This window comes from Streptomyces sp. NBC_00466, from assembly GCF_041433995.1.
Taxonomy (GTDB): domain Bacteria; phylum Actinomycetota; class Actinomycetes; order Streptomycetales; family Streptomycetaceae; genus Streptomyces.
Genome location: NZ_CP107897.1, coordinates 115,251 through 140,115 on the forward strand (window position 1 = coordinate 115,251; position 24,865 = coordinate 140,115).

Here is a 24,865-nt window from a genome sequence, read left to right on the forward strand (position 1 = left end):
GCTTCATCGCTGGTGGTCGCCGGGGGCGTATCGGCTCCATGTTCCTCCGGCTTCGGTGACCAAGCGAGTGGCTGTCTTGTCGTGGTAGTGGTAACCGAGCGCCTTCGCGATGACGGGAGCCGGGGCCTGGAGGACGAGCTGCCGAATGGCGGAGGTCCTGCCGCGCTGCGGCGGGACGCCGATCTCACGCAGATGAACCTGGAGGCTGACCGGATTCATCGGCTGTCCGGGCTGACGGCCAGGGAAGAGCCACTGCGAGCTCCTGCTGCTGGCGTAGGGCAGGTGCTGACGGGACTGGATGTAGGCCCGCATTAGAACGGCGACGGGTTCGGGCAGCGGGGATGGCGGGTCGCCCAACTGGACGGTGACGGTCGTCTCGTCGTCGGTGACATCGTCGATGGTGAGGCGAACGATGCGGCTGACGGGTTGCGCATAGAGGAGAACGAGGGCGGCGGCGACCCTGGCCCGCAGGGGCAAGGAGTCGTCGTTGAGGACCCGGCGGAGCATCGCGAGCCGGCGGTGCTGGTGCAGCGGTTCCGGGTCCTGGGTGATGACGGCGGGCGGCAGCGCGAGGCGGGGCATCCGGCCGGTCTTCATGCACCACCGCAGGAATGACTGGGACGGACGGCGGGTGGCCAGGCTCTCGGTGTGCCAGGCATCGATGTCGGCTTGCTGGCACTGTCCGATGGCGCGTCCTCGGTCGGCGAGCCATGCGAGGAAGGCACCGGCCTGGGTGACCTCCTGCTTGGTGTGGTTGGTCTGGGAGCGTCCCAGCGGTCCCTTCTCCGCCTTGGCCCGCAGGCGCCTCATCTGGTGCCATGTGGCGAAGTGCCGGAGAAGCTGACGGTGTTCGGGCTCCTCGATGACAGCGAGCCGTTCGGTCAGCCACCGCTGGTAGAGGATGAGCTGCCGGTCAACTCGTGGGAGGACGCCGCTGTCCATCAGCAGGTCACGCAGGTGAGTGACAGTCCGCCAAGGGGTTTCCTGGTGCAGCCCCTCGTGGGTGAGCGGGATGCTGCCGGTGGCCAGGCCCTGGAGGAGACGGACGACGTTGGGGTTGCGAAGCCAGATCAGTCGGCTCTTGGGCCTGCCCATATCCAGCAGGATCTTGACCAGAGGCAGGAACTCCGGGGCGACACGACCAGTGCCGTCGTCGAGGAGGCGGACGAGCGTGTCGGCGAGGGTGCAGCGTTCGCAGAGACGTCCGCCGAGCAGGAGTCCCTCGAAGCCGCAGCGATCACAGAAGAAGTCTCGGGCGATGCCCGCGCAGTCCCGGCAGATCGGTGTGCCACCGGTGTCTCGCCCCGGCAGCAGCCGATCGGTGTCGCAACAGGGGCAGAGGCCGCGGACTCGCATCGCCCGTTCGTAGCAGGTCCGGCAGATCGGTCCGTCTGACCACTCGGCGGACTTCGAGGCCCGACGGCCGCAGCGTGCGCAGTCGCGGATCATCCACCGCTCGTACTCCTCCGGAGTCACCGCTCACCCCTCGGGCGTCAGTCGGACCCTTGTGGGTCGCCGGGCGGCTAGGTTGATCGGAGCTTCTTCGCCAGCGGCTCGGCGGGCCGGGAGGTTCTGGGCCGAGGTGGTGATCAGGTCGGTGGGCGTGCAGCCGAGGATGTCGCAGAGGGCGGCCAGCACCGGCAGGGACAGCCGTTCCGGGGTGCCGGAGACCAGGCGGTGGACCTGGGAGGAGGACAGGGTGATGCCGCGTTCTGCCAGGTGCGGCATGAGCTCGCCGACGGTGAACATGCCGCGGGCGGCCATCAGCTCGCGCAGGCGCCACCGGTAGCTGATCTGGCGTGGCATCAGGAGGTCCTTCCCGGCCGCAGAGCGGCCTCGATGGTGGCGTCCAGGACGCGTCGGAGGGAGCGGGTGCGGAAGTCGGAGGAGACGCATAGATCGCCGTGGTGGAGGCGTGGTCGTGGCCGACCTGCTGCTGGATTATCTTGAGTCCGGACCAGCCTCGTCCCTGTGACCTTGGCGTTCGCGTTGACGACGTTGTTGTCGAGGCGGAGTTGGCCGTCTCGGCGGCCTGGAGGACAGCTGACTGATCGATACCGGGTCGAGACGCACCGCTGTGGCTTCTGACGGGCTGACTCGTCTGCGTGCGTAGGGTGCTGGGGTTCACGAGGTTGTGGGTCCTGACGCAGAAGGGCGGGTTACTCGGTCGACTTCCTGAGCTCTCTCGCCAGCCGCGACCTGCTGCAGTTCGCTGTAGCGGTGGAGTGCCTGCGGATCGCCGACGTGTTCAGCGGCCGCGATGGCGGCGTCGAGGACGCCGTCCATCCAGAGTCGGGGAATCCCCTGGAGATCCTGCTCACTCGCAGCGAGGAGACCCTGCGCGGTGGAAGTGTCAGGTGCGATCGGGACGAGAAGGAAGCACTCCTTGACGAGGTGTCGCCATTTGCCCTGCTCGAAGCCGTGCTTGTCGGGCGGCAGGAGGCGCTGGGCCTCCTGAAGCGTCTGCCATGCGCCCGCGAAGTCGTCGGTTCGTCGTTGCAGTCGGGCCAGGGTGAGCAGTCTGCTTCCCTTCGCTCCTGACCACGAATCGTTGAACGCGACGGCTTCTTTCTGCACCTCCACGGCTTCGTTGAGATAGCCGAGGTGGGCGAGGTGGAACTGCAGTGTGTTGAGCGTGGCGTCGGTTTGCGGCTCGCCGGCCGCCCACTCGGTCATGAACAGGCGCGATGCCTCGCGCTCGCCCAGGCGGGCGGCGTGGTGGGCCCACTCTTTGAGCCCTTCATCGGCCGGCTCGGCGGGGAAGCGGGTTCGCTGCTGGTCCAGCCATTCTTCGACGGCAGCGTCGGTATGGCGGGCCGATGTGATGTCGCCCAGGATGCGGTCGCGGTCAGGGTGGGAGCTGGCCTGCACCGCCTCGGCGCTGGCGGCGATGCCCGCGGTGAGGAGGTGGTAGAGGTGGTAGCCCAGGGCGGTGTCGAAGCTGGTGTTCTTGGCGTCCCAGTGCAGCCACAGGTCCTCGACCTGCCAGTGCTCGGCGACCAGGAACCCAGCCAGAGTCAGGTCGGGGGCCATGCCCCAGCGGACGGCCTCGCGGTAGTACGTGGTCTGCTGCTGGAGGAGGAAGCGCAGGAGCGGTAGATCCTGGGGGCGGCGGTCGTATTGCAGTGCCCACAGCACCGCGAAGCGGGCGGCTCTGTTGCGGTCGGTCACGGCACCTTCGTCGGTGTCCTGAACGCCGCAGTAGGCGAGGTCCGCCCAAGTCGCCTCGTCCCGCCGGGCTCGTTCGAGAGCGGTCCTGGGTCCCCGCAATAGTCGGTCCTGCTCGTCGGCGGTACTCATCGTTGTCCCCTCGCTTGGTTGCTTGTGATTCTGTCGGCTCGTTGTTCGCCCAGTGCGCTAGCCAGTTGGTCGCGGAGGCGGCGGTTCTCCTCCGTGAGTTGCCGGACGCGGGTGTTCGCGGCTTCGAGTCGCCGCAGCAAGGAGGCGTCTGAGGTCCGCTGGCGCGCCGGAACAGGGGACGCGGGTGCTCGGCTGTGTGCTGCCCGCAGGCGCTCGACCTCAGCCCGCAGGTCCGGCTGGCCGTAGAGCCAGGACCGCGAGACGCCCGCCTGCTTGGCGACAGCATCGAAGGTGACCGGCTCTCCGACCGCGTCGATGGAGCGCAGTGCCTGGATGGCCTTGGAGCGGGTGTATTCGCTGCGGCGGCGGGCGGCCTCGACGATGTGCTGGCTGTTGTCAGCTCGCATCAGCGGTGACCTCCGGCTCTTCGGGCTCGGCTTCCAGCGTGGTGATGATCTGCTCCAGGTTGCCCAGGACCTGCCGGTTCATCTCCACCACCCGTGCCTGGCCGCGGGCCTCCGCAGCGGAGACGATCTGCAGCAACTGCTGGCGCTGTTCGCGGTGCTGCGGCAGGAACTCGGGGGTGGTGAGGAACATCGGGCAGGTCAGGCAGGCGTTGGCGTGCGGGCAGGTCTTCTGCACCGGCAGGCCGCAGTAGCCGTTGGGCAGCACCTGGGTCGCGCGCCCGAGCCGCTGCTTGGCCCAGGTAGCCTCGGCCAGCGGCCCGGCCGGGTCGACCGTGACGTTCTCGCCCTTGACGTTGACCTTGCGGGCCCTCTCCCAGTGCTGGCGGACCGTGGTGTCGTGCAGCCGCGCGTAGTGCGCGGTCATCTCACCGGAAGAGTGATCGAGCAGGACGCGTACGACCTCCTGCGGGACGTCCCGGTTGATCAGCCTGGTTCCAAAAGTATGGCTTGTGTCCGCAGAGGCCGTGTGCGGATGACCTCGTGTCGCGATTGAGCAGGCCAGGTGTCGAGGCCGCATTCGCGACGCAGATCGTCGGTCGTGTTGCTTTCCACGGGGTTTCCTGTGATGCGGATCACTCGCTGCTGGTGCTCGTGGGGCCGTGTTGTCAGTGGGGGCTGAGATCGTGCCTCCGTGAGCGAACTGGTTGAGCATGTCGATGAGCATGACCGCGTGTTGGGGATAGTGGAGCGAGACGAGGCGGTGCGCGAGAACTGGCCGCATCGCATTGCAACAACGATCTGCCGTGACCGCGAGGGGCGGATCTTGGTTGTGCGGCGGTCCGAGACGCATTCCCGGTTCCCGGGCCACTACGACGTGATGGTCGGCGGCGCCGTGGACGTGGGCGAGTCGTATGAGGAGGCGGCGGTCCGCGAGCTGGCTGAAGAGCTCGGCGTTCGCGTGCCGGTGCGCTTCCTGTTCAAGTTCCTCTGCAGGGAAGGGATCGGCCCCATATGGTTCGGGGTGCATGAGGCCCTCTTGTCGTCGGAGTCCCTGGTCCCGGACCCGGGTGAGATCGACTGGCTGGACTGGCTGACGGTGGCTGAACTGCGCGAAGTCGTTGATCAATGGTGCTTCGTTCCGGGAGGGCGGGAAGCTCTGCGCCGATATCTCGATTCCGGGCCCGACAGCGGTGTGGGCGAACTGGCGGCCGGGTGATCGGCGATGCGGGTCGCCTCGGTTCGGGGCGGGCATTTCAGCTGCAGGACCCGATGACTTGGGTTCGCGGATCTGGAAGGCGTCTGACCCTGGATTTCCCGGCGGCAGCTTCGCGGAGCCAGGTGATCTCTTCGTGTTGGGCGGCGAGCCGGGCCAGGGCCTGGGTGCGGAAGTCAGTGAGCTCGTCGATTGTCTGCTTCGATCGGTCCAGCCGCTCCCTGAGCTTGGCGTTCTCCGTCTTGAGGCGGGTGATCTGGGCTTCGCGGGGGTCGGGAATGTCGCCGGCCTGCTGCAGGGCCTGAAGGCGTCGCTCGAACTCGACGCGGAGGTGAGAGTAGGGGCGGGTGCCGTAGAACGCGGTGCGGTCGACTGCAGCCTCGCCGGCGAGGGTCTTGATGTCGCACTTTCCGCCGGGCGGGATCTCGCCGCGAAGGAGCCGGTCCATGGCGGCCCGGATACGGTTCTCGTTCTCGGTCCGCTGGGCTGCGGAGATTCTCATGCGGATTCCTCGTTCATGGTGTTGCGGGCGGCGTCGATCTCGGCGACGACGCGGAGGGCCCGGTCGTAGTCGGCCTGGAGTCGGGTGCGCTCGGTCTTGCGTGTGGTGCCGAGCTGGCCGAGGAAGCTCTCGGTGCGCTCTGCGTGGTCGGCCCAGACGGGCCGGTGGCAGGGGTGATGGGTGGCCTGCGGGCAGCGGGCGGAGTCACACATCCCGATCAGCGGACGGTCGGCGGTCGGGGTGCCGGCCAGTTGGAGGCAGAGTGCCCGGGACGGGTCGGTGAACCAGCAGTAGTTCGCCGGGCCGAGGTGGAGGACCTTGGCGCGTTTGGTCAGCAGGTTGAGCACGTCGCGGTCGCTGCGCTGGGTCTTGGGTGCCGTGGCTGCCGCCGGGTCGAGCTTCTCGTCGATGCTGGCGAAGAACTCGGTGAGGCTCCGGGCGCCGGGGCCGACCGGGAGGATGCCCTGCTGGTAGTTCCGGAACTCGGTCAGAACCAGCTCCAGGTTCCGGCAGTTTTGCCAGGCCGAGGGACACGTTCGTCTTCGCGGCGCCCGCGGTGATGTCCAGGCACAGGGCGACGTCCTCGTAGGAGAGGTCCGCGAGGTGGCGCAGGCGCACGCTGTTCGCTTGCAGAGGCGCCGACTTCTCCAGTTCGTCCAGGGCGGCGTCGAGCAGGTCGTGACCGCCCAGCGCCATGAAGTAGGAAGCCGACGGAGGTTCTGGCCGGACGGCCTCTTCCCGGAGCTTCGCCCTTGCTCTGCGGCGGTAGAAGTCCGTCACGGCGTTCTGCAGGATCCGGTAGGCCATCGCCATCGGGTTGGGGTGGGCCAAGATCCGCTCCCACTTCCGGTACATCTTGTAGGCGGCCTCCATCACGGCCTCCTCCGCGTCCTGGCGGTCACGAAGACTGGATCCGGCGATCCGCAGGAAGTCGTTCTTGTGCTGAACGAGGAATGCCTCGAAGGCAGCAGGAATGGCAACCGGGTCGGGCTTGGTCAGCTGGGCCTTGACCCCGAATCCTGAACACGGGTTATGCGGCTTGTGCCAGCGTAGTTGGTGTGCGGTGGAAGGCGTTCTCGAAGTCGATTGGTGATCGTTGTCCGAGGCGGGAGTGTCGGCGTCGGGTGTTGTAGCGGTGGAGCCATCGGAAGGCGTCGAGGCGGGCCTCGCGCTCGGTCGGCCAGCTCTTTCGTCCCTGTAGGGTCTCGCGTTTGAAGGTCGCGTTGAAGGACTCGGCGAGTGCGTTGTCCGCGCTGGACCCGACCGAGCTCATGCTTCGCCGAACCCCTGCTGACCTGCATGCTTCGGCGAATGCCCTGCTCGTGTACTGGGCTCCGTGGTCGGTGTGCATGATCGATCCGGCGAGGCTGCCGCGGGTGCGGATCGCCGCGGCCAGGGCGTCGGTCACGAGGTCCGCGCGCATGTGGCCGGCGATCGCCCAGCCGGCCAGACGGCGCGAGGCGAGGTCGATGACGGTCGCCAGATAGCAGAACTTCCCGCCCTCGATAGGCAGGTAAGTGATGTCGCCGACGTACTTCGTGTTCGGCTTGTCCGCGGTGAAGTCGCGGCGGATCAGGTCCGGCGCCTTGGTCGCAGCCGGATCGGGGACGGTGGTGCGGTGCCGTCGGCGCAACCGGACCCCTTCGATTCCCGACTCCCGCATGATCCTGGCGACCCGCTTGTGGTTGACCGCCGCACCGTTCTCCTCGCGCAGCTCGGCGGTGATCCTCGGGGCTCCGTAGGTGCCGTCCGATTCCTGGTGCACCGCCCGTATCCGGGCGGCCAGGCGGGCGTCGGCCACCTGCCGGGCGGCCCGGTCCGTGGCTGTCCGGCGCCAGTAGTAGAAGCTCGAGCGGCTGACGCCAAGGATGCTGCAGAGCCGCTTCACGCCGTAACGGCGCTGGAGGTCAGCGACACACTGGAAGCGGTTCACCAGCGCGTCTCCCCGGCGAAATACTTCGCCGCTTTGCGCAGGATCTCGCGTTCCTCCTCCAGCTCGCGGACCTTCTTCCGCAGGGCGGCGTTCTCCGCCTCCAACGGGGCCGGCGGCTGAGAGGGTTCCTGCGTCCGACGTCCTCGGGGACGGCTCACCCCGGCTGCCCGAACCCAGTTCCGCAGCGTCTCCGGGTTGATCCCCAGATCGGCTGCGACCGACCTGATCGTCGCTTCCGGCCGCGACTCGTACAGCGCGACCGCGCGCCCACGGCACTTCCAGTGCGCGGCGGACAAACAGGTCCTCCAGTAGCCTGCGTCGTTCCCTCAGTGGTACGTCCAGGAGCTCGCGGCCGCGGAGTTGGAGTACGTCGAAGAGGATCGCCTGAGCCGGTGACTGCGCGGCCAGCTCCCGCGCGCGGACCTTGGTGTGGCGGGCTCTGGATTGCAGGGCGGGGAAGTCGAGTCGGCCTTCGTTCGGGACGACGAGTTCGCCGTCCAGGATCGCTTCCTCGTCGCGGAGCGTGGCTGCGGCGTCGACAATCTCGGGGAAGGCGCGGGCGAGGGCCAGGCTGCCGCTGCGGGACTGGAGGAAGACCCCGTCCGCACCGGTGAAGACCAGACAGCGGAAGCCGTCCATCTTGGCCTCGTACTGCGTACCGCCCGGCAGCGCGTCCGGGCGGGGCAGGATTTTCGCGGTGCGGGCCAGCATCGGAAGCAGTGGAGGGGTGAGCACCCTCCACCCATACATCTCCCCGCGCCGCTCCTGCTGTCGACCCGCTACAGGAGCGGCATCAGCGATGCGGCTGCGTCACATGTTTTGCAGGGGGTGCTTCCGTGCCTTCTCAGTGCGGTGAGTGCCTCATCCAGGTCCACCTCGCGCCCCGCGCCAGCGGCGAGTTCGCAGTCATGCACGTGCACGACGGTTCCCTGGGGCCGGCGCTGGCCGTCCAGCCTTCGTTCTACCCGCCATCCCCACCGCGGCCCGGCCGGGACAGGGACGGGCGCCGGCGGCAGTCGGTGCGTAAGCGCCCCGTCGTAGGACACCCCCGGTATCGGGCGGACCTCCTCGGGCGTCAGGTAGACCCGGTACTCGGCGGCCTCGACAGCTCCGGACTCGGTGTGACACCACAGAACCAGCGCTACGAGGTAGCGCCAGGCCCCGCCCTCGATCTGCCGCCGCTCGACCAGTCGCCCGTCGATTTCCTGGCGGTCGGGCAGCAGAACCGTGATCGGGAGGGCCTGCTCGTCCGGATCGGGCGGCGGCATAACTACGCCGGCTCGGCCCCGGCCGCCTCGACATGCTTGAGCGCCATGCGGGCAGCGACCAGGTCCCCGCCGCTCAGGCTGGACCAGAACGGATGCGTACTCACCCGCACAGTGGCCTCCAGTAGGCGTGCCTGCAGCTCGTCGGCCTGTTCGCGCTGATCGGGTGTGTACCCGGGCGACGCCGGGAGGGGGTGGTTGCGGCGGTACCAGTGATCCGGGTTCTCTACCGCGTCCATCGGTTCCACCGAGCGGGGCAGGCCGCGCATCAGCTCCTGGTGCTCTGCCCGGATCCGGTGGAGCTCGGCCTGCGCCTCACGCAGGTCTGGAGGGAAGTCGTATGTCGCCACCCCGACAGCGTACGCCTGTTCGAATTTGCTTCCCGGGACGACACCCAGAGACGGACATTCCGCCCTTTCGGTTCCTTTCCGGGTGAGGTGCGGCCACAGCAGCTTAAGGTCGTGAGCGACCCACCCAGCCAGCTCGGCTGGGCCGCTGGCCGTTCCACTGGCGAGCTATCCCAACGCCTCGCCCTGGAGCCGCCCTTGCCGGGAATCCGAGCGCGCAGCAGGCGCGTGAGAGGTCCTCCCCGGGCGCGACGGCTGATGCGCCCTCAACCATGGCCTGGGGCCGGGGTCCGTCCGCGTCGCTCCTGAGACACACATGTGATACCGCTGGTACCATGGATACCATGTCGGATTCCAAAGCGATGAGCCTGCGCTTCCCCGATCCTGCGCAGCGGGCCGCTATCGCGGCCGCGGCCAAGCAGGCGGGGGTCAGCCTGCAGGAGTACATCCTCTCTGCCGCCTACGACCGTGCGACCGCCGTGGAGCGCCAGTTCCTGGACGGTTTCCAGGCGTCCATGGCCCGCAGCGGCGCGGCTTTCGCGGCCGAGCCCAGCAGCCTGGACCCCAGTGCCGAGCAGCGGGCGGCCGAGCAGGAAGCGCACCGGGAGCTCGGACAGCACCAGGAGCGAGGCCACGCCGCGTGACCCAGCCCGAACCGCCGCCCCGCCCGCTCGACGTCACGTTCTTGCTGCACGCCGCCGAGCTGCTCGACGGTGATCCGCAGGTCGACGACCTCGGACCGCTGTACGCCGCTGTCGCCCGGGTCAATGCCCGTGCGATGGAGCGCGACATCTACGGATCTCTGTATCTCAAGGCCGGCGCGCTGCTGCAGACCCTGGTGAAACTGCCGTGCCTGGAGCATTCCAACGAGCGCTTTGCCTGGCATGCGACCGAGGCGTATCTGATCCTCAACGCGCGCGAACTCGACTACCCGTCCAAGGCGGCCGTCGCGCTCGTGCGGGACGCGGCCTCCGGAACGCTCGGCATCGCCCGGATCGCCCGCCAGCTGCGCGACTGGACCGTCGCCTGATCTCGTGCAGAACCGGGCAGTCGCCATGGCGTTGTCACGTTGTTGGGTGTGCGGGTGTCTGACGGTGTGTCGAGGTGTGGTGGGGCCGAGTGCCGGCCCTGGGCTCAGGCAGCGGCAGGCCGGCCGGTGACGCCGGTGATCTGCTCCCAGATGGCGAAGCGGACGGTCATTTCGGCGCGGTGTTGGGTGCCGGTCATCAGGTGGCGACGGGGCCGGAAGTGGGGTGAGATGCCGCTGAACGCGGACAGGAAACGCTGCGCGGCGCCCACGCTGCGGAAGCCTTTCATCGCCCCTTCGCGTTGCCGGGTAGGCTGATGACTGTTCTCGGCCCGGTTGTTCAGGCCCTTGTGGGAACGGTGCTCGGCGGAGGGCATGACCTCGCGGTGGGCCGCGCCGTAGGAGCGGAGCTTGTCCGTGACGACCACCCGCGGCACCCCGCCCGGGTCTTCTTCACCAGGCGGCGGAAGAAGCGTCGGGCGGCGGCCTTGTCCCGCCGGTTCTGCACGAGGATGTCGAGCACGTTGCCGTCCTGGTCGACAGCCCGCCACAAATACTTCTGCTCACCGTTGATCTTGATGAAGACCTCGTCCAGATGCCACTTGTCCCCGGGCCGGGGCCGGCGGCGGCGCAGTCCGTTCGCGTAGGCCTGGCCGAACTTGGCGCACCACCGCCGCACCGTCTCATACGAGACGATGACGCCGCGCTGGAGCATCAGCTCCTCGACCTCGCGGAAACTGAGCGGGAACCGGAAGTACAGCCACACACAGTGCGAGATCACCTCGACTGGATACCGGTGACCCCTGTACGACGGCGACGCACTCCCCACGGACGACTCCCCCTCCACCATGATCAACCCGAAGATCATCCCACCCGGTCAGCCAACGTGACAGCGCCCTCTGGAGTGGTGCGAGACCCGGACGTGTATAGGTTCGCCGGACCGCCGTTCCGGCGCGGTATCCGGTCTAGGGTCCTGGACAGGACCTATGAGCTTGTAACACGATCTTGGTGAAACGTGCTGGTTGGCCGTGACCGGTGTGAAGATTCGGCCGTTCGCGATGGTGTGAGTACTCGACCGTGGATCGTGGACGATGAGTTGTGGGCGCTGATCGAGCCGTTGCTGCCGCCGTGGCCGGAGCGGTCACCGGGGCCTCGGCCGGTGTCGGACCGGCCCTGTCTCCAGGGCATCCTGTTCGTCCTCTACAACGACATAGCCTGGCAACTTCTGCCACCGGAACTGGGGTTCGGCTCGGGACAGACGTGCTGGCGCCGCCTGGACCGGTGGCAGAAGGCGGGGGTTTTCGACCGGCTGCACCGGGTCCTGCTCGCCGAGCTGAACGCGGCCGGCGAGCTCGACTGGTCGCGGGCTTGCGTGGATGGTTCTCACATCCGCGCGAAAAAGGGGGCGCCGATACCGGTCCGTCGCCGGTCGACCGGCGGAAGACGGGCAGCAAACACCACCTGATCTGCGACGGACGCGGCACCCCGCTCAAAGTCATCACCACCGCGGCGAACGTCAACGACATCACCCAGACCCTCAATCTGGTTGACGGCATCCCGCCCGTCGCTGGCCGGCCCGGCCGACCGCGACGGCGCCCCGAGGCTGTCCTGGGCGACAAGGCATACGACTCGAAGGCCGTACGCCTGGAACTGCGGCGCCGCAGGATCCTGCCGGTCATCTCCCTCAAGGGTGCCCCGAACATCAAGGGCCTGGGCAAGCTCCGCTACGTCGTCGAGCAGACGTTCGCCCTGCTCCACCAGTTCAAACGTCTCGCCATCCGATGGGAACGACGCCTCGAACTCCACGACACCTTGGTCTCGTTGGGCTGCAGCCTCATCTGCTGGAGACGCCTGAAGAAGTTCGGATCATGAATCTGCGCTGCAGTTCTAGGAGTTACGGCTCACGATCGAGTTGGCGTATGACGCAAGATCCTGAACCCAAACCTGCAGACGCCGCCTCCTGAGCATGTCCAGGAGAGGGAGGGTGTGTCGGTAGGTCGCTGACCAGGTGATGTCGGTGCCGCCATGGGGGGCTCGGGCCAGGTCCACAGACCCTCGATGAGAGGTGAACAGTCCTGCGGCCTGTTCGTAGCTGAACCGCTGATCGGGAACCATCTCGACGACGCGCTCGCGGCAGCACACACGCCCAGTAAGGGAACGGATGGTGCGCAGGTCATCCACGCGTGCCGACCGGTCGACTCCCGCAGGCACATCCCACTCGACGTCGGCGTAGGCGGACCACAACGGCCAGGATTCTGCATCCAGGAGCGCCGCGTAGACGACGGCGGGAGACGCCGATGAGTGCGAAGAAGCAGTAACAGCGAGGGACGACACCCCAGCAAGGGTAGACCGCGTCTCACCATGATTGTGTTACGAGCTCTATGAGTCCTGTCGGAGGTTTCGGAACGGATAGCGGCAAATCCGGCACGTGATGCTGTTTCAGCGATGTCCGGCCGGACAGCCGAGGCTGGTGTGAGTTCGCCATGTGCGACATGCGAAACTTTTCACATGAGGCTCAAGTACGCATCCACTGTTGCGCTGTTAACCACGCTGAGCATCGCGGGCGTCGTCGCTCTGGCTGGCTGCGGCACCAGTGGTACCTCCGGGGGCGGCGGCCAGGCGAACTACATAGCTGGAACCGGCGGTATCTCCACGGTGCCCAGAAAGGAGCGAAAGACTCCGAATGAAGACGAGTTCAAGGGCCTGACTCTCCAAGGCGACCATTTCGCACTGGGGAGCCTCAAGGGGAAGGTCGTCGTAATAAACGTGTGGGGTTCCTGGTGCCCGCCGTGCCGTGCCGAGGCCCCTCATTTCGCGAAAGTTGCTAGGCAGACCAAGAATCAGGGTGTCGCGTTCATCGGTATCAATACACGTGACACCAATCAAGATAAGGGAATCGCCTTCGAGAAAGAATATAACGTTACATATCCGAGTCTGTACGACCCGACTGGCAGAGTAGTCTTGAACGGCTTCCCAAAGGGGAGCCTAAACCCACAGACAATCCCTTCCACTATCGCTCTTGATCGGGATGGGAAAATCGCAGCACGCGCACTGCGTCCACTCACCGAAGAAAATTTGCATCAGATGATCGACCCGCTTATCTTGGAGAAGTAAATCTTATGCAGCCCCTTGCCGCGGTAGCCGGTGAGAACGCAACAGTCCTCAACGGTGCACTCATAATCGCTTTGCCTATTTCTGTACTTGCCGGTCTCGTATCATTCTTTTCTCCGTGCGTCCTGCCACTCGTGCCGGGCTATCTTTCATATGTCACTGGGATAACCGGAACAGACCTCGCTAGCGCTCGGCGTGGCCGCATGGTAGCTGGCGCCTCTCTCTTCGTGTTGGGCTTCACTGCTGTCTTCGTGTCCGGTGGTGCGCTTTTCGGATTCTTCGGCTCCACGCTCCTCCAGCATCAGGAAATCCTGACCAGGGCCCTTGGTGTGCTTATGGTCCTGATGGGAGTGTTCTTCATGGGATTCATGCCATGGATGACACAGCGCGAATTCCGTATCCACAAGAGGCCGGTTTCCGGGCTTATAGGAGCCCCGCTCCTTGGGGCACTGTTCGGTATCGGCTGGACGCCTTGCCTCGGTCCCACACTGTCCTCAGTGACGGTCTTGGCAGCCAATCAGGCCAGCGCGGGCCGCGGGGCACTCCTGACCGTCGCCTACTGCGTCGGGCTCGGGGTGCCCTTCGTCTTGACGGCGGTCGCTTTCCGTAAGGCGCTCGGGGCGTTCGCCTGGGTCAAGCAACGGTACGTATGGGTCATGCGGATCGGAGGGGGCATGATGATCATCACCGGCCTGCTGCTGCTCACCGGGGCCTGGGACACCTTGATCCAGGCCATGCAGGGCTGGTCGCAAGGCTTTCCTGTCGGTATCTGAGCCCCCCCATCTACAGAATTAGCTCAATGGCATAGACGCGCGGAGCCATTCCGCGGCTCGGACATCCTGATGACCAGCACAAGGATGAGCCGACTCCCAGTGATACATCTGCCTGCCGGCTCGGGTCGACTGGTCGGCGGGGCGTGCCAGTTCCCAGACTGCGATCACCACGCACACCCACTGTTCCAGCCCGAGTGGCTCACGTCCTGGACTGCCACTGGGACACCCAGACGCGAGAGATCGCCCCTGCTTCACACGAAGCAGAACGCCGGCAGTGCTCTCCTCTGAGGTGTCGCAGCCCGGATAAGCCGGCTGCGTAGAAGCGAGGGAGACTTTGTACACCTCGCGGACCCGTAAGACGCTGCAACGGTGGTTCGAACACGACGGCAGAGTCCTGCCCTGGTACTCCATGGCTACGTCCGACTGGGCCAAGCGGAGAGTCGAATAGGCATATCCACCGCAGTCGCGCCACCGAATTAAATAAGACAACAAATTCGGTGCGCGATGGATCAAAAACTGATCAATATCACTCTTTTTCCCTTTTTGTTCTGTCGCAATAACGACTCCCCCTCTCGATCGATTTCGCTTATGATCTTCAATCGTAGGAAGTTGGAGCTGATGAAAAGGGGGGGAAATGAAATTTCCCATGCATAAGCGAACTGCGACTGTATTGGCGGCCGCTGCCGTTATGGTGGGGGGTACTATGACGGTCGGTGCGGGCACGGCCTCTGCGGCTGGAGCTCCGCCCAACGTGAGATTCATGTACAACATCTCAAGTTCCGGCACCTCTAGCATAAACGGCTACACCAACAACAAGCTGATCGGCATCGGCTACTTCAAGGCCGACGGTGACACCCTCGAGGCTGTTGACCCGTCTTCGGACGGCTACGGAATCTCGGCTTACCTGGGTACGAGTCCAGTCCGTGAGGCCAGCACATACGGGCACAGCGCACCCTACACGGTCAATAAGGGCGGGAATCTCCCTGAAGGGAAGAAGTACTCGTTCTGGATTTGCGTGGGTGGCAGCAGCGGGCAGATCTGCTCCGACGTAAAAACCGTTACGTCATAGCCTGCTGAAATTCCTCTGACGTATGGCGCTACCAAACAAGCCGGTAGCGCCATACGTACACGCCAGCCCCAAGTCGCAGGCACCTGGGGCTGATAAACACGTGACCTGACAGAGCCACACCTGACCTTTATCAGCGTCGCCATCGCCATCACCGTGGCTGCTGTGAGCTCCTGCGCCACGCACGCATCACCGCAAACCCGCTCCCCCGCAGTACTGCGTTCCCTTCCTGGGCCATCTCCCCGGCGCATCAAGCCAGTTGTACGCCGTGGGGTTCGAAGTTGATGGGGGGCATCGACTGCGTAGGCATAGCGGTTTCCCCGTCCTGGATTGGCCAGGAAGCTGAATGCATCCTGGGTGGTGTGAAGCCGCCGGTGGTGGGGTCGTGGCCGCGCTGGCGTGTTTGATGTAACCGGGGATGCGGGCATCGGTGCCGCCGACACCGGTACGGGTCTGTATGGCCGCTCGTCGCCTACTACCCCACCCACAGCGTTCCAGCCCTGACCGCAGTCAGGGTGTGAGGTCCAGAACCCGCACCGGCCCCCCGGCCCACCGGGCCGGCTCGGTGGTCGCCACGATCGCCCCGTCAGGACGGTCCGGGGTGGGCTGCGCCGCGTACTGGCTGTGTGCCGCAGCCCACGTCTCCTTCCGTGCCAGAGCGAGAACGGCCCCGAGATCGAGATCCAAGACCGTAATCCCGGGCAGGGACGCCAGATGCTCCGCCGTACCGGGCCGGGCGCGGTCCGCTTCGACGAGCGCGCACGCCGGGGCGTATAAGAACCAGCTCGCCTCGGCGTGAGCACGGTGGATGAGCCGGGACGCCAGGACGTTGCCCTGGCCGGCCGCGGCCATCGCGGTGTCGTCGAGCACGATGTGCATGGCGTCGCTCACCGGCCGTTCACCTGTGCCAGGCGCCGGTCCAGCTCACCGTCCAGGTCGTGCTGCTCCGCTGCGGTCGGGGCGTAGCCGTTCCACTCCTGCAGCGCGGCGAGAGCCTGTTCGGCGCGCTCGGCCCGCTCGGCTGGGGTCAGCAGGGTCTCGGCGAGGCGGGCCAGGTACGCGCGCAGCGACAGCCCCTCCGCCGCTGCGATCGCGGCCAGCCGGTCTTTGGCTTCCTCGGGGATACGGACGTTGGCATCGGACATCATCGTGCTCCTTCCCATCCCGCAAGGGTACGGGTACGTACCCGTACCCGTCAGGTTGTCCTGCTGCCCCGTACGAATGTCCCGCCTGCGCTGGCCCGATCAAGGCAGATGCCAGCGGGTGCGTTCGCGGATCTCCGGGGCGAGGATGAAGGCACGGACGCCCTGTCGCCCGTCGGCCCGGCCGACTGCGGCGTGTCCTTCTCTTCGGGAGGTCTCATGCCCCGCCCTGTGTGGTCCGGAGCGATCTCGTTTGGCCTGGTCACAATCCCTATTAGGGTGCTGCCCGCGACCGAGGACCACAACATCCACTTCCACCAGTACCACCTGGAGGACGAGGGCCGGGTCCGGAACCAGAAGACCTGCGAGATCGACGGCCAGGGCCTCGCGCAGGACGAAATCGGCAAGGGCTACGAGGTCGCGAAAGACCAGGTCGTACCGGTGACGGACGACGAGCTGGCCGAGATGCCGCTGCCCACGGCGAAGGCGATCGAGATCGTCGCGTTCACACCGGCCGACGACATCGACCCGGTCCGGATGTCCGCCGGCTACTACCTCGAAGGCGACGGAGCCGTCGCCACAAAGCCCTACGTCCTGCTGCGCAAAGCACTGGAGCGCTCCAGCAAAGTGGCCATCGCCAAGTTCGCGTGGCACGGCCGCGAACGCCTGGGCATGCTCCGGGTGAAAGACGACGTCATCGTCCTGCAGTCCCTGAAATGGCCCGACGAGATCCGCGACGTCGCAGCGGCCGCCCCACCCGAGGTGGAGGTGGGCGATGAGGAGATCGACCGGGCGGTCGAGCTGATGGAGTCGATGGGGCAGGACGACGTCAGCGGATACACCGACCACTACCGCGAAGCCGTCGAAGAACTCCTCGCCGCGAAAGCAGCTCACCGAGAGCCGAAGCCCCTGGACAGCGGCGAGGGCGAGGAGACCAAGGGCCGGGTCGTAGACCTCATGGCCGCTCTCAACGCGAGCGTCGAAGCCGCCGCGGGCCGCTCGGACGGTGGACACGCGACCGTCCACGATCTGCCCGACCACGCGGCGAAGAAGACCACGGGCACGAAGAAGAAGTCCGCCGCGAAGAAGACCACAGCCAAGAAGACCACCGGGAAGAAGGCAGCTGGGCCTTGACCCCTGATGTTGGACACACGAGACACTGGATCCTGAGGATCTGAGAACGGACATCTCGTGGTGATGAAGAACTATCCGCCGCAGTTCAAGGTGGACGCGGTCGCGCTGTACGAGTCGCGGCCGGAAGCGACGATCAGGTCGGTCGCAGCCGATCTGGGGATCAACCCGGAGACGCTGCGGAACTGGGTTCGGGCAGCCGGGGTGAGCCGTCCCCGAGGACGTCGGACGCAGGAACCCTCTCAGCCGCCGGCCCCGTTGGAGGCGGAGAACGCCGCCCTGCGGAAGAAGGTCCGCGAGCTGGAGGAGGAACGCGAGATCCTGCGCAAAGCGGCGAAGTATTTCGCCGGGGAGACGCGCTGGTGAACCGCTTCCAGTGTGTCGCTGACCTCCAGCGCCGTTACGGCGTGAAGCGGCTCTGCAGCATCCTTGGCGTCAGCCGCTCGAGCTTCTACTACTGGCGCCGGACAGCCACGGACCGGGCCGCCCGGCAGGTGGCCGACGCCCGCCTGGCCGCCCGGATACGGGCGGTGCACCAGGAATCGGACGGCACCTACGGAGCCCCGAGGATCACCGCCGAGCTGCGCGAGGAGAACGGTGCGGCGGTCAACCACAAGCGGGTCGCCAGGATCATGCGGGAGTCGGGAATCGAAGGGGTCCGGTTGCGCCGACGGCACCGCACCACCGTCCCCGATCCGGCTGCGACCAAGGCGCCGGACCTGATCCGCCGCGACTTCACCGCGGACAAGCCGAACACGAAGTACGTCGGCGACATCACTTACCTGCCTATCGAGGGCGGGAAGTTCTGCTATCTGGCGACCGTCATCGACCTCGCCTCGCGCCGTCTGGCCGGCTGGGCGATCGCCGGCCACATGCGCGCGGACCTCGTGACCGACGCCCTGGCCGCGGCGATCCGCACCCGCGGCAGCCTCGCCGGATCGATCATGCACACCGACCACGGAGCCCAGTACACGAGCAGGGCATTCGCCGAAGCATGCAGGTCAGCAGGGGTTCGGCGAAGCATGAGCTCGGTCGGGTCCAGCGCGGACAACGCACTCGCCGAGTCCTTCAACGCGACCTTCAAACGCGAGACCCTACAGGGACGAAAGAGCTGGCCGACCGAGCGCGAGGCCCGCCTCGACGCCTTCCGATGGCTCCACCGCTACAACACCCGACGCCGACACTCCCGCCTCGGACAACGATCACCAATCGACTTCGAGAACGCCTTCCACCGCACACCAACTACGCTGGCACAAGCCGCATAACCCGTGTTCAGGATTCGGGGTCAAGGCCCGCTGGCCGAAAGCCGAAGAGCGCATAGAGCGGTAAGCCCGGGCGACTCCCTCACTCGAAAGTCACTGCCAGCTGTGGCGCCTTGCCCACAGGCCCGCCGCACGCTTCGATGTGGGCGGGCCGTGAACGCCCGGCCGCGTGAAGCAGACCCCCCGCATCTCTTCACCCAGGATCGGCCAGAAGCATCACCACGCACCACGCGTACGACAGCGGACGGCGCCCCGTGGCACAACAGCGCGCCCGCCCGTGAGACGGTTGCTGTCATGACAGTTGGCGCGACTCCGGGCAGCGAGGTTGTACTCGAGACGAGTCGACTGCTGCTCAGACCTTGGCGGGTAGCCGAGGCTGTCGTTCAGCGTGAGCTGTGGACCGAACGTGATCCACGGGTGCCGCCGCATCGCCGAATCGACGCGGACGGACACCCCACGGTCGCGGAGCTTGAGGAGTCGATCCGAACCAACCGGTTGTGGTCGATCGGGTTGCTGGCGGTCGAACGGAAGGCCTCTCGTGACGTCATCGGATACTGCGGGCTGGTGGACAACGGGCGAATCGCGGTAGGGGAACCGGAACTGGCGTTCGAGCTGCTGCGCCGAGTGTGGCGTCAGGGATATGCGACCGAGGCCTCGTTGGCGGTTCTGGAATGGGCGAGATCGTCTGGGTACGAACGTCTGTGGGCCACGGTCTGGGACTGGAACACTGCTTCTCGCCGTGTGCTGGCCAAGGTCGGGTTCGCCGAGACCGATCGGAAGGAAGCGGACGCGGTGTACGGGACCACCCTGTTCACCACGAGACGGCTCTGACGCACCCGACGAGTTGACGGTGGCCCTGGACCCGCATCGCTGGCTGTTGGTGAGGCGGTTCCGCGGCCTTCGAATCAGGGCTCGGTGGCGCCGTTCGGCATCAAGGTCACCCTGATCGAGCCCGGCGGGTTCGCCACCGGCTGGGCAGACTCGGTAGTGCTCCTGCCGTTCTCCAGGTGTGGAATACACCAGCCGGCCCGCCGACCAGGCCCTACGAGCAGCGTCTCGCGGGTCGGGAGAAGTGGCAGCCCGTGGCGGAGCTCGCGCAGCGCTGAGCCGGGGCCGGAGACCCGGCCGGCCTTGGCGATGCCCAGCGGCCCCGAACCGAAGAAGCAGCGCAGCGGCGGCTCGTCGGCGTCGACGATCTCCAGCACGGCTGCGGCGGATGCGGTCGGATCGCCCAGCGTGCCGACGCGCTTGCGGCGCTGCTCCTGCACCTACTTGTGGAAGTCGGCGTACGCGGGCAGCGGCTCGGACGTGCTCGACGAGGAACCTCTCTGCCTACTCAGGAGCCGGTTCGGTCCCCGACTGATCTGACGTTCCTGTTGCCCAGTCACCGGGATGCAGGCGTCACCCGGCGCTTCCCGGGGATCGGTGTCCGAGCCGGTTCAGGTCGGCGGAGCGACTGCCCGCGGGTTGCAGGTCCGCCCACGCGTAGAGCTTGGCGCCGGCCGTTCCGTCGCTGAGTACCCGCGCAGCAGGTTCGGTTGTGCTGGTGGTGGGCTGGTCGTCGGCGGGGGTGTTCGCTGTGGTGTCGTGGCCGATGAGGTCGAGGGCAGCCTTTGGGCCGTGGTCGCGGCGGGCTGCCGCGATGGCGTCCAGGTCCCAGACCATGTCGCCGACCACGGTGCGGCGGGGGCCGCGTGCTTCGACGGTGCCGCGGACAAGGAGTAGTCCGGAGTGGAAGATCGTGTGCGCGCACCTCTCGTGGGAGTTGTCGAAGAAGGCGAGGTCGACGAGGCCGGAGCCGTCTTCGAGGGTGACGAAGATGACCCGCTTCCCCGAAGGAATGGGCGGCGTCTGCGTGGAAGCCCGTACGCCCGCCACCAGGACCTTCTGTCCGGGGGCCTTGTGCTGGAGGTGGGCTGCGTCGGTGGCGCCGAGTTCGCGCAGCAGCCGGTGGTGGTGGTCCATCAGGTGCTGGAAGACGTCGATGGACAGGACGTCGAGCTCGGCGCTCATCCGCTCCCTGCTGGAGAGTTCTCGCAGGCCGCTGGGCTCGGACGTCACCAGTTCCCCGCCGAAGGCGAGCTGTCCTTCGGTGGTGGCGCGGTTGCGGGCGTGGCGGTGCAGTTCGCCGGCCTGGAGCAGGAGGTCTCGGCGGGTGAGGGTGCCTTTGATCTCGTCGAGGGCACCGATGCGGATGAGGCGCTCGGCGATCGGCAGTGCGGGCCGGGCCCGCTGCCAGAAATCCTGCAGCGACGCATAAGGCCGGTGTCCAGCGATTCGCTCCGCCTGCCTTTCGTCCATTCCCTTCACGGCGGACAGGGACAGACGTACGCCCCAGCCTTGGTCAGTGGGCTCGACGCGGTGCTGGACCTGGGAGGAGTTGATGTCGACGGGCAGGACGGGAACATCATGGCGGCGGGCGTCGGCGACGATGACCCGCACCGGCCACATGCCCGGGTCGTGTTCGAGCAGCCCCGCGTACAGGGCGGCGGGGTGGTGGGCCTTGAGCCACGCGGACTGCACCGCCGGCACCGCGAACGCCACCGCGTGCGCCCGGCAGAACCCGTACGCCCCGAACTCCTTGATCGTCGACCAGACTTCGTCGACGACCGCACCGTCGTACCCGCGGTCGCGGGCCGCGTTCCTGAACCACGTCTCTACGCCGGGCAGGCGCTCGGGGTCGGCCAGGGCGCGGCGTGCGACATCGCCCGCCGCCCGGTCGCAGCCAGTCATCTTCGCGAGGATCGCGATGATCTGCTCGTGCCAGATCACCACGCCTTTCGTGTCGTCGAGGATCGGTACGAGGTCGGGGTGGGGGTAGTGGGGTGCTGCGCCGTGGCGGGCGGCGATGAACCGTGCGGGCATCACGCCCTTGACGGGTCCGGGTCGGAAGAGGCTGATGTCGGCGATGACGTCCTGCATGTGCCGCGGCTGGAGCCGGCCCACGAGGTCCATCTGGCCCGGTGATTCGATCTGGAAGCAGCCCAGGGTGTCGGAGCGGCGGATCATCTCGAACGTCGCCTCGTCGTCGAGGGGGACGTGGTCGGGGTTGTCCAGGTCGAGAAGCCGCCCGGTCGTCCGCTGCACCTCGCCCACGGCGTGGGCCATCGCGGACTGCATCCGCACCCCCAGCACATCCAGCTTCAGCAGGCCGAGATCTTCGACGTCTTCCTTGTCGGCCTGGACCATCGGGTAGTCGCCGCCCGGGGTCGGCTGCACCGGCAGCCGGTCCAGCAGGGATGCATTGGACAGGATCACGCCGCACGGGTGCATCGCGTAGCCGCGCACGAGCGCGTCCAGTCCCTCCGCCAGCTCAAACAGCGGCCCGAACTCATCCGCCCGGGCCGACAGTTGCTTCAGCTCGGGCAGTTCGGCGAGCGCGGAGCGGATGTCACAGGCCCGGATGTGCGGAAAGCTCTTCGCGATCATGTCGACCGTCTCCGGCGGAATCCCCAGCGCGCGCCCCGAATCGCGCAGGGCGTGACGGGCGCGGTAGGTCTCGGGCATGCCGGTGACTGCCACCCGCTCGGAGCCGAACCGTTTGAAGATGCGGTCGTAGACCTCCAGGCGCCGCGCGGACTCCACATCGATGTCGATGTCCGGCAGCGACGTCCGACGCTCGCTGAGGAACCGCTCGAACAACAGCCGGTGCTCCAGCGGATTCGCCGTGGCCACCATGAGCGCGTGATTGACCATGGACCCCGCTCCCGATCCGCGGGCGGCTACGCGGATCCCCATGGACCGTACGTCGGCGACGACCTGGGCGACCGCAAGGAAATATCCCTCGTAACCGAGCCGGCCGATAACGCCGAGCTCGTACTCCAGCTGCTCCACCGCCTCCCGCTCGCGGTCCAGGCCGCGGGCGAGCATGCCGGCCTCGCAGCGCCGACGCAGAAGCCGCATTGCCCCACCCCTGGCCGGGTCCGCGCCGACCACGTGGGGTTCGGGGAAGTGGGCTTCGCCCATCCCCAAGTCCCGAACGGGGTCCACTTCGCACGATGCCGCGGTGGCATCGGTCTCGGCGAGCAGCGCCGCCGCCCGCTCGGGCCCGCATCCGGCGGCCTCGGCGACGCGGGCAGCCACCGCAGTCATCTCGGCCGGGCCCTTCAGCCAGCGCTCACCACCATCCACCGCTCGGCGATCGATCGGGCGCAGCAGGCGCGCCGCATCCAGTACGTCGGCCACACGGTGCTGGGCCGGATCCGCGTAGCGAACCGCGTTGGAGACAACGACCGGCACCTTGAGGCGGTCGCCGAGCTGCACGGTGCGCCCTGCCAACCGCAGCGACCCTGCACCAGTGCCCGTACGCCCGAGGTACACGGCTTCCAGCCGCAGCCCGGCCCCGGCGATCGCCTGCCAGGGTGCGAGGAGCTGCTCGGCGAGATCCGGGCGCCCCGCCATGAGGGCGGACACGGGTTCCGAGGATGGGCCGAGCAGCACCACCAGGCCGTTGCCCAGGTGCTCGTGCAGCACCGGCCAGGCGACCACCGGTACGCCGTCCGCGGGCTGCTTGTGTGCGGCCGAAACGATCCGGCACAGATGCGCCCACCCTGCTGCGGACTGTGCCAGCAGCGTCACCCGCCACCGCGCCTGAACTACATGTGCTCCCCCGCGCACCGGCGTCCGGGCCTGCCCGGCGCTGCCGGGGCCGGACGCGGGCTCGACGGCGATGTCCACACCAAAGATCGGCCGGATGCCCGTGGTGGTGGCGGCTTTCGCGAAGCGGACGGTGCCGGCCACGGTGTCCCGGTCGGTCAGGGCGAGCGTGGTGACACCGCGCTCGGCCGCCCGGCGCACCAGGTGGTGGGGGAGGGATGCGCCGTAGCGGGCGGAGTACCCGTGTGCACCGTTCCGGGCGCCATGGCCACCGCCTCCGCTCATATGCGACACGATTCAAGCCGCATGGCTGGATCTGTCTCCAATGTATCGAACATTAATCGAACGACGCGAGTCTTCTGCTCTCCGGCCCCTGTGGCCGCTAGCCTCCTGCCTGGCTAGCTGCGTACTGCCGATCACCGCCCGCTTCCGGATCCACGCCGACCGGATGCGGAGGTCAAGGTCTTCCGAGGCCCGCTCTCCCCGCTCTTCGCTCCGTCGTGTCAACGGCAGTCGTACGAGCCGGCCCGGGGGCGTGGCCCGGCCCGGCAGAGGAGTACGCCATGCCGAAGAACCAGTCCACCGCCGCGCAGAGCGCCCGCAAGGACGCCCGCCGTGGAGCGAAGTACACCGAGTCCCTGCGTCTGCGGAACGCGGCAGCGGGCACGGAAGCCGCCCCCACCGGAGCGCCGGTCCTGCGGTTCCTGGCAGAGGGAGGCGGGAACCTCTACCACCTCGTCGGCGGGATCACCGCAGCCTGGGCGCACAGCGGGCAGCGGATCCTGCTCCTCGAAGAAGCCGAGGACTACTGGCAGTGGTCCATGACGTTCCACAGCCGCGGCCGCCGGAAGCGCGCCGCGCCGGCCGCGCCGCCGGAGCCCGTGACCAGCACCCTGTTTACGTCGTCCACCGGGTCTGGAGCGCTGGTACATCACTCCTGCATGTGGGAGGCCCGCCACCCGTCGAAGGAGAGCAACAGAGGCCTGCCCAGGACCGATCGGAGCCCCCTGAAGGAAGCCATCGACAGCGCACGCAACACGTATGACGTCGTCGTCCTCCTGCCGAGGCTGGGATGGTCTTACCCCGACCGGGAGAACGCGACAGCGCACGTCGTTCTCGGCGAGGTCGACGTCTTCCCGCACACCGACTGCCGGGTCGTGATGCCCGGCACCGGGGGCGAAGAGCAAGGCGTACCGCTGAGCCCGGAGCAGAGCGCCGCAGTGCTGCGTGAGCGCTGCCTGTCGTTCCTCTTCGGATCACCCCGTCCCCCATGCAACTGGGCGGGGTGATCTGGCAGTCGAACGGGAAGCTGCCCGTCGACGCGCCCTATCTCGCCGGTATCGACCGCGACATGGCCCGCACCGGCCTGCGCCCCCTCGGCTGGTCGACACACGAGAAGTGGACCCTCTCGCACCGGAAACTGCCCGCGCCCGACCAACTGCAGGACCCCGGTTTCGTCGCCCCGTACCAGCCGATCGCGTCCCGTCTGCGCACCGCACTCAGCGACCAGGCCGTCCCGCACGGACACCACAGGCCCGTCGGCCAGCCGACCATGAGCGGCTGAGCAGTGCGCGCGGGTGATTGCGCGAGCAACCGGGCACTCTCTCTGCCGAGCTGCGGCCGCCACGCCTTCCGGCGCGCGGCGGCCCAGCTCGTTCGCGTTGGGGGCAGAACGAGCGCTGCTGGTGTCCAGCTCCGCGAACCTTTCTTTACGGCGATGGGCTGACCAGCCCGCTCTCTACCCTCGATCGAGGGCATGCCGCTGTTGCGCACCCTGCTTTTCTTACTGA

At 67.2% G+C, this 24,865-nt stretch carries 26 protein-coding genes and 5 pseudogenes; 12 read left to right on the plus strand and 19 right to left on the minus strand.

All coding sequences use genetic code 11. The annotated features are described in order from the left end of the window. Positions 1 to 3 precede the first annotated feature (3 nt). The 6 genes and pseudogenes from OG210_RS33125 to OG210_RS33150 form a co-directional block, all read right to left on the minus strand. The gene (locus OG210_RS33125) at positions 4 to 1,356 is read right to left on the minus strand and encodes a hypothetical protein (RefSeq protein WP_328335914.1); all 1,353 of its coding nucleotides are present in this window, start codon (positions 1,354 to 1,356) and stop codon (positions 4 to 6) included. 123 nt (positions 1,357 to 1,479) lie between these two features. Continuing rightward, entirely contained in the window at positions 1,480 to 1,806 is a 327-nt protein-coding gene (locus OG210_RS33130; RefSeq protein ID WP_328335913.1) for a helix-turn-helix transcriptional regulator, read from the minus strand. Beyond that, positions 1,806 to 1,945 (minus strand): annotated as a pseudogene (locus OG210_RS33135) (site-specific integrase); the annotation flags it as partial. The gene OG210_RS33130 and the pseudogene OG210_RS33135, both read right to left, overlap by 1 nt. Before the next feature lie 179 nt (positions 1,946 to 2,124). After that, positions 2,125 to 3,300: a hypothetical protein gene (locus OG210_RS33140; protein ID WP_328335912.1), complete on the minus strand. Its 1,176-nt coding sequence runs from the start codon at positions 3,298 to 3,300 to the stop codon at positions 2,125 to 2,127. After that, positions 3,297 to 3,707: a DUF6262 family protein gene (locus OG210_RS33145; protein ID WP_328335911.1), complete on the minus strand. Its 411-nt coding sequence runs from the start codon at positions 3,705 to 3,707 to the stop codon at positions 3,297 to 3,299. The genes OG210_RS33140 and OG210_RS33145 overlap by 4 nt, the downstream gene beginning before the upstream one ends. Next, positions 3,697 to 4,212 (minus strand): annotated as a pseudogene (locus OG210_RS33150) (tyrosine-type recombinase/integrase); the annotation flags it as partial. The gene OG210_RS33145 and the pseudogene OG210_RS33150, both read right to left, overlap by 11 nt. Positions 4,213 to 4,398: 186 nt before the next feature. On the opposite strand from OG210_RS33150, the gene OG210_RS33155 reads away from it, so the two are divergent. Further along, positions 4,399 to 4,923 carry an NUDIX domain-containing protein gene (locus OG210_RS33155; RefSeq protein WP_328335910.1) on the plus strand — a complete coding sequence of 175 codons (525 nt, stop codon included), beginning with the start codon at positions 4,399 to 4,401 and terminating at the stop codon, positions 4,921 to 4,923. A gap of 37 nt (positions 4,924 to 4,960) precedes the next feature. Here the strand turns inward: OG210_RS33155 and OG210_RS33160 are convergent, their stop codons facing one another. The 7 genes and pseudogenes from OG210_RS33160 to OG210_RS33190 all read right to left on the minus strand — a co-directional run bounded on the left by OG210_RS33160 (position 4,961) and on the right by OG210_RS33190 (position 8,970). Then, entirely contained in the window at positions 4,961 to 5,422 is a 462-nt protein-coding gene (locus OG210_RS33160) for a hypothetical protein (protein WP_331719784.1), read from the minus strand. Next, positions 5,419 to 5,769, minus strand: coding sequence for a hypothetical protein (locus tag OG210_RS33165; protein ID WP_328335909.1), 351 nt, complete (start codon positions 5,767 to 5,769; stop codon positions 5,419 to 5,421). Before OG210_RS33165 ends, OG210_RS33160 begins: the two co-directional genes overlap by 4 nt. A gap of 175 nt (positions 5,770 to 5,944) precedes the next feature. Beyond that, positions 5,945 to 6,421, minus strand: a pseudogene (locus OG210_RS33170) (RNA polymerase sigma factor); the annotation flags it as partial. 31 nt (positions 6,422 to 6,452) lie between these two features. After that, a protein-coding gene (locus tag OG210_RS33175) for an IS3 family transposase (RefSeq protein WP_328335908.1) occupies positions 6,453 to 7,651 on the minus strand; the annotation gives its coding sequence in 2 pieces (ribosomal slippage) (positions 6,453 to 7,366 and positions 7,366 to 7,651; 1,200 coding nt in all). Positions 7,652 to 7,688: 37 nt separating this feature from the next. Next, positions 7,689 to 8,105, minus strand: a pseudogene (locus OG210_RS33180) (ATP-dependent DNA ligase); the annotation flags it as partial. A gap of 29 nt (positions 8,106 to 8,134) precedes the next feature. Next, complete coding sequence (locus tag OG210_RS33185; protein ID WP_331719785.1) at positions 8,135 to 8,623, minus strand: DUF6233 domain-containing protein; 489 nt, start codon at positions 8,621 to 8,623, stop codon at positions 8,135 to 8,137. 2 nt (positions 8,624 to 8,625) lie between these two features. Continuing rightward, positions 8,626 to 8,970 (minus strand): hypothetical protein, encoded by a 345-nt coding sequence (locus OG210_RS33190; RefSeq protein WP_328335906.1) that lies wholly within the window; start codon positions 8,968 to 8,970, stop codon positions 8,626 to 8,628. Between the two features lie 332 nt (positions 8,971 to 9,302). Here OG210_RS33190 and OG210_RS33195 point away from each other — a divergent pair, with 332 nt between their 5' ends. Both OG210_RS33195 and OG210_RS33200 read left to right on the plus strand, forming a co-directional pair. After that, positions 9,303 to 9,611 (plus strand): hypothetical protein, encoded by a 309-nt coding sequence (locus OG210_RS33195; RefSeq protein WP_328335905.1) that lies wholly within the window; start codon positions 9,303 to 9,305, stop codon positions 9,609 to 9,611. After that, positions 9,608 to 9,997, plus strand: a complete 390-nt coding sequence (locus OG210_RS33200; RefSeq protein WP_328335904.1) for a fic family toxin-antitoxin system, toxin component — start codon at positions 9,608 to 9,610, stop codon at positions 9,995 to 9,997. Before OG210_RS33195 ends, OG210_RS33200 begins: the two co-directional genes overlap by 4 nt. A gap of 104 nt (positions 9,998 to 10,101) precedes the next feature. Here the strand turns inward: OG210_RS33200 and OG210_RS33205 are convergent. After that, positions 10,102 to 10,844 (minus strand): annotated as a pseudogene (locus OG210_RS33205) (IS6 family transposase). 213 nt (positions 10,845 to 11,057) lie between these two features. Here OG210_RS33205 and OG210_RS33210 point away from each other — a divergent pair. After that, positions 11,058 to 11,866, plus strand: a protein-coding gene (locus tag OG210_RS33210; RefSeq protein WP_371540707.1) for an IS5 family transposase whose coding sequence is annotated in 2 segments (ribosomal slippage) — positions 11,058 to 11,390 and positions 11,393 to 11,866 — 807 coding nt in all. Because the reading frame shifts where the segments join, the coding sequence is not laid out codon by codon here. A 15-nt stretch (positions 11,867 to 11,881) separates the two neighbouring features. Here the strand turns inward: OG210_RS33210 and OG210_RS33215 are convergent. Continuing rightward, positions 11,882 to 12,328 carry an SRPBCC family protein gene (locus OG210_RS33215; protein ID WP_328335902.1) on the minus strand — a complete coding sequence of 149 codons (447 nt, stop codon included), beginning with the start codon at positions 12,326 to 12,328 and terminating at the stop codon, positions 11,882 to 11,884. A 174-nt stretch (positions 12,329 to 12,502) separates the two neighbouring features. On the opposite strand from OG210_RS33215, the gene OG210_RS33220 reads away from it, so the two are divergent. From OG210_RS33220 to OG210_RS33230, 3 genes are all read left to right on the plus strand, one after another. Next, on the plus strand, positions 12,503 to 13,108 hold the full coding sequence (locus OG210_RS33220) for a TlpA disulfide reductase family protein (RefSeq protein ID WP_328335901.1): 606 nt from the start codon (positions 12,503 to 12,505) through the stop codon (positions 13,106 to 13,108). A gap of 5 nt (positions 13,109 to 13,113) precedes the next feature. Continuing rightward, entirely contained in the window at positions 13,114 to 13,878 is a 765-nt protein-coding gene (locus OG210_RS33225; RefSeq protein WP_328335900.1) for a cytochrome c biogenesis protein CcdA, read from the plus strand. Positions 13,879 to 14,638: 760 nt separating this feature from the next. Beyond that, entirely contained in the window at positions 14,639 to 14,947 is a 309-nt protein-coding gene (locus OG210_RS33230; protein WP_328335899.1) for a hypothetical protein, read from the plus strand. A gap of 507 nt (positions 14,948 to 15,454) precedes the next feature. On the opposite strand, the gene OG210_RS33235 is transcribed toward OG210_RS33230, so the two are convergent. Then, positions 15,455 to 15,823 carry a hypothetical protein gene (locus tag OG210_RS33235; RefSeq protein ID WP_331719787.1) on the minus strand — a complete coding sequence of 123 codons (369 nt, stop codon included), beginning with the start codon at positions 15,821 to 15,823 and terminating at the stop codon, positions 15,455 to 15,457. 8 nt (positions 15,824 to 15,831) lie between these two features. Continuing rightward, positions 15,832 to 16,089: a hypothetical protein gene (locus OG210_RS33240; RefSeq protein ID WP_328336014.1), complete on the minus strand. Its 258-nt coding sequence runs from the start codon at positions 16,087 to 16,089 to the stop codon at positions 15,832 to 15,834. Positions 16,090 to 16,305: 216 nt separating this feature from the next. Here OG210_RS33240 and OG210_RS33245 point away from each other — a divergent pair, with 216 nt between their 5' ends. The 3 genes from OG210_RS33245 (at position 16,306) to OG210_RS33255 (ending at position 19,310) form a co-directional block, all read left to right on the plus strand. Further along, positions 16,306 to 17,220 (plus strand): Ku protein, encoded by a 915-nt coding sequence (locus tag OG210_RS33245; protein ID WP_331719788.1) that lies wholly within the window; start codon positions 16,306 to 16,308, stop codon positions 17,218 to 17,220. A gap of 57 nt (positions 17,221 to 17,277) precedes the next feature. Beyond that, positions 17,278 to 18,482 (plus strand): IS3 family transposase gene (locus OG210_RS33250; RefSeq protein WP_328330467.1). Its coding sequence is split into 2 segments (ribosomal slippage): positions 17,278 to 17,569 and positions 17,569 to 18,482, totalling 1,206 coding nucleotides; the frame shifts between segments, so codons are not numbered across the junction. A gap of 291 nt (positions 18,483 to 18,773) precedes the next feature. Next, on the plus strand, positions 18,774 to 19,310 hold the full coding sequence (locus OG210_RS33255) for a GNAT family N-acetyltransferase (RefSeq protein ID WP_266862474.1): 537 nt from the start codon (positions 18,774 to 18,776) through the stop codon (positions 19,308 to 19,310). Between the two features lie 74 nt (positions 19,311 to 19,384). Here OG210_RS33255 and OG210_RS33260 read toward each other — a convergent pair whose 3' ends face one another. Further along, positions 19,385 to 19,747, minus strand: coding sequence for a hypothetical protein (locus OG210_RS33260; protein WP_371540713.1), 363 nt, complete (start codon positions 19,745 to 19,747; stop codon positions 19,385 to 19,387). Positions 19,748 to 19,880: 133 nt separating this feature from the next. Next, the gene (locus OG210_RS33265; protein WP_331719789.1) at positions 19,881 to 23,360 is read right to left on the minus strand and encodes a DNA polymerase III subunit alpha; all 3,480 of its coding nucleotides are present in this window, start codon (positions 23,358 to 23,360) and stop codon (positions 19,881 to 19,883) included. Between the two features lie 278 nt (positions 23,361 to 23,638). Here OG210_RS33265 and OG210_RS33270 point away from each other — a divergent pair, with 278 nt between their 5' ends. Further along, positions 23,639 to 24,364 (plus strand): hypothetical protein, encoded by a 726-nt coding sequence (locus tag OG210_RS33270; RefSeq protein WP_328335895.1) that lies wholly within the window; start codon positions 23,639 to 23,641, stop codon positions 24,362 to 24,364. Further along, a complete protein-coding gene (locus OG210_RS33275) occupies positions 24,346 to 24,639 on the plus strand; it encodes a hypothetical protein (RefSeq protein ID WP_328335894.1) in 294 nt (97 codons plus the stop codon). The genes OG210_RS33270 and OG210_RS33275 overlap by 19 nt, the downstream gene beginning before the upstream one ends. Positions 24,640 to 24,865 lie beyond the last annotated feature (226 nt).

Bases quoted from the DNA above. Each gene is read 5' to 3' on its own strand.
- OG210_RS33230 (WP_328335899.1), top strand. From the start codon at position 14,639: ATGTACAACATCTCAAGTTCCGGCACCTCTAGCATAAACGGCTACACC.
- OG210_RS33255 (WP_266862474.1), top strand. From the start codon at position 18,774: ATGACAGTTGGCGCGACTCCGGGCAGCGAGGTTGTACTCGAGACGAGT.
- OG210_RS33140 (WP_328335912.1), bottom strand. From the start codon at position 3,300: ATGAGTACCGCCGACGAGCAGGACCGACTATTGCGGGGACCCAGGACC.
- OG210_RS33145 (WP_328335911.1), bottom strand. From the start codon at position 3,707: ATGCGAGCTGACAACAGCCAGCACATCGTCGAGGCCGCCCGCCGCCGC.
- OG210_RS33125 (WP_328335914.1), bottom strand. From the start codon at position 1,356: ATGCGAGTCCGCGGCCTCTGCCCCTGTTGCGACACCGATCGGCTGCTG.
- OG210_RS33130 (WP_328335913.1), bottom strand. From the start codon at position 1,806: ATGCCACGCCAGATCAGCTACCGGTGGCGCCTGCGCGAGCTGATGGCC.
- OG210_RS33235 (WP_331719787.1), bottom strand. From the start codon at position 15,823: ATGCACATCGTGCTCGACGACACCGCGATGGCCGCGGCCGGCCAGGGC.
- OG210_RS33220 (WP_328335901.1), top strand. From the start codon at position 12,503: ATGAGGCTCAAGTACGCATCCACTGTTGCGCTGTTAACCACGCTGAGC.
- OG210_RS33160 (WP_331719784.1), bottom strand. From the start codon at position 5,422: ATGAGAATCTCCGCAGCCCAGCGGACCGAGAACGAGAACCGTATCCGG.
- OG210_RS33225 (WP_328335900.1), top strand. From the start codon at position 13,114: ATGCAGCCCCTTGCCGCGGTAGCCGGTGAGAACGCAACAGTCCTCAAC.
- OG210_RS33265 (WP_331719789.1), bottom strand. From the start codon at position 23,360: ATGAGCGGAGGCGGTGGCCATGGCGCCCGGAACGGTGCACACGGGTAC.
- OG210_RS33275 (WP_328335894.1), top strand. From the start codon at position 24,346: ATGCAACTGGGCGGGGTGATCTGGCAGTCGAACGGGAAGCTGCCCGTC.
- OG210_RS33270 (WP_328335895.1), top strand. From the start codon at position 23,639: ATGCCGAAGAACCAGTCCACCGCCGCGCAGAGCGCCCGCAAGGACGCC.
- OG210_RS33195 (WP_328335905.1), top strand. From the start codon at position 9,303: ATGGATACCATGTCGGATTCCAAAGCGATGAGCCTGCGCTTCCCCGAT.
- OG210_RS33185 (WP_331719785.1), bottom strand. From the start codon at position 8,623: ATGCCGCCGCCCGATCCGGACGAGCAGGCCCTCCCGATCACGGTTCTG.
- OG210_RS33245 (WP_331719788.1), top strand. From the start codon at position 16,306: ATGCCCCGCCCTGTGTGGTCCGGAGCGATCTCGTTTGGCCTGGTCACA.
- OG210_RS33240 (WP_328336014.1), bottom strand. From the start codon at position 16,089: ATGTCCGATGCCAACGTCCGTATCCCCGAGGAAGCCAAAGACCGGCTG.